Source organism: Corallococcus terminator (assembly GCF_003611635.1).
GTDB classification, from domain to species: domain Bacteria; phylum Myxococcota; class Myxococcia; order Myxococcales; family Myxococcaceae; genus Corallococcus; species Corallococcus terminator.
Genome location: NZ_RAVZ01000662.1, coordinates 1 through 1,656, shown reverse-complemented (window position 1 = coordinate 1,656; position 1,656 = coordinate 1). Strand labels below are relative to the sequence as shown.

Below are 1,656 nucleotides of genomic sequence, written 5' to 3'. Positions count from 1 at the left end.
CCACCAGCGGCGAGCGTCGGCGCTCCGCCGCCGTGAACAGCAGGGCCAGCGGCAGGCCCATGAACACCGCGTGCCACACAATCTGGACGAACTGCGGCACGTCCAGGAACCAGGGGAAGTAGCCGCGCCCCAGCAACTGGAAGTTCACCAGCCACACGAAGATGCCGAAGAGCATCCCCACCGCCGCCTGGAACTCCCACCGGCCACGCCCGTCCGTGGGCAGCATCGCGTCCAGCAATGTGTACATGAGCCCCCAGCCCGCGGAGATGGCCAGGTGCACCGCCAGCCCCACCGCCACCGCCAGGCCCGTGGACACCTGCGGCGTGAAGGCGGGCGTCCCCAGCACCAACGCCGCGCTCATCCGCACCGGCCGGAACGCCCCGTCTCCCGCCGCCACCGACAGCAGCGTCTCCGCCAACGCCAACATCACGCCCGCGGCCACGCCGAAGAGCAGCCCGTTCGTCACCGACCAGGGGGTGGTCCGCCGTTCCATGGGTGTGCCTCCTCGAATGGGTGGGCCCGGGTGCCCAGGCCTGTCCCTTCAACGCTGCGCACCCGCGCGATATGGGGCAGCCGTCCCGCACCGGATGCCCGCCGCACCGAAGCCCGATCGTGCGGACGACCCCCGTCCCCCCCCGTCCCCGGAATGCCATCACTGACAGTCATTTCTTCCCCTACGATTTCCAGCCAGTCCGTAACTTCTTCAGCCCGCCCGGTGGCAGGCGGGCTCGAAAGTGCCCGGAATTCCCCAGGATGTAGGCAGGCACGCGGTTCGCAAGGACGCTCTTCCGTCAAGGAACCGAAACCGTGTCCCAGTCCTCCGCCCGAAATCGACTGATCCTTCCGTACCGCGTCCACTACGCGCCGCCTGCCTGGCGGGAAGTGGGGCGCATGTCCGCTGAAGCGTTCGAGGCCCTGCAGCAGGCCCTGACGCGGCTGGCGGAGCGGTCGCGGAACCAGGACTCGGTGGCGGGGCCCGCGCGGCATCAGGTGGAAGGCCACGGCCTGGAGCTCATCTACGAGCGCGACCCGCGCGCCAGCACGCTCACGCTGCTCGCCGTGACGCGCGTGGGCTGAAAGCACCGCCCGGAGCACCTCCAGAAGCCTCGCCAGCCGCCTCAGGCGCTCCGGCCGGACAGCCGGTCCACGATGGCCACCAGTTCGTCCGGGATGATGGGCTTGCGCAGGAGGCCCTGCGTGTCCGGCGGGGGTTCGGTGTCCACGGCGGTGAGCACCAGCACCGGCACGGACTTCAGCCGGGGCCAGTCCGAGCGCAGGTTGCGCAGGAACCCCGCGCCGTCCAGCACCGGCATCCTCAGGTCCAGCAGGATGAGGCACGGCGCCACCAGGTGGACCAGCTCCTCCAGGGCCTCGCGCCCGTTGGCGGCCACCGCCACCTCGTAGCCTTCCCCCTCCAGGATTTCGGCGATGGCGGCGCGGACGTCGTCATCGTCCTCCACCACCAGCACGGGACGGATGGGCGCGGAATGGGCCATGGGGACAGCATACGGACCCCCTCCCACCCTCAAGCACGTCAATCCGGAAATCCCCGACAACTGGTGGACACATTCCAGCCCTGGAGGGTCCCCCTCTTGGGGCCGGGGCCTCCGCTCTGGGAGGGTGGCTCCATGCTGACCTTGCCCGTCTACCTGGAGT

3 protein-coding genes are annotated in these 1,656 nt (G+C 70.0%); 1 reads left to right on the top strand and 2 read right to left on the bottom strand.

The window, feature by feature from the left end; genetic code table 11:
- The coding region (locus D7V88_RS41295) for a hypothetical protein (protein ID WP_120545932.1) at window positions 1–493 on the bottom strand (493 nt) is incomplete at its 3' end.
- A gap of 398 nt (window positions 494–891) precedes the next feature.
- Between D7V88_RS41295 and D7V88_RS41290 the strand changes: the two genes are divergently transcribed.
- On the top strand, window positions 892–1,077 hold the full coding sequence (locus tag D7V88_RS41290) for a hypothetical protein (protein ID WP_244238681.1): 186 nt from the start codon (window positions 892–894) through the stop codon (window positions 1,075–1,077).
- A gap of 41 nt (window positions 1,078–1,118) precedes the next feature.
- Here the strand turns inward: D7V88_RS41290 and D7V88_RS41285 are convergent, their stop codons facing one another.
- A complete protein-coding gene (locus D7V88_RS41285) occupies window positions 1,119–1,496 on the bottom strand; it encodes a response regulator (RefSeq protein WP_120545931.1) in 378 nt (125 codons plus the stop codon).
- Window positions 1,497–1,656 lie beyond the last annotated feature (160 nt).

What these genes read in the sequence shown, in the direction of transcription:
- D7V88_RS41290 (WP_244238681.1), top strand. Translation starts at nt 892, where the DNA reads ATGTCCGCTGAAGCGTTCGAGGCCCTGCAGCAGGCCCTGACGCGGCTG.
- D7V88_RS41285 (WP_120545931.1), bottom strand. Translation starts at nt 1,496, where the DNA reads ATGGCCCATTCCGCGCCCATCCGTCCCGTGCTGGTGGTGGAGGACGAT.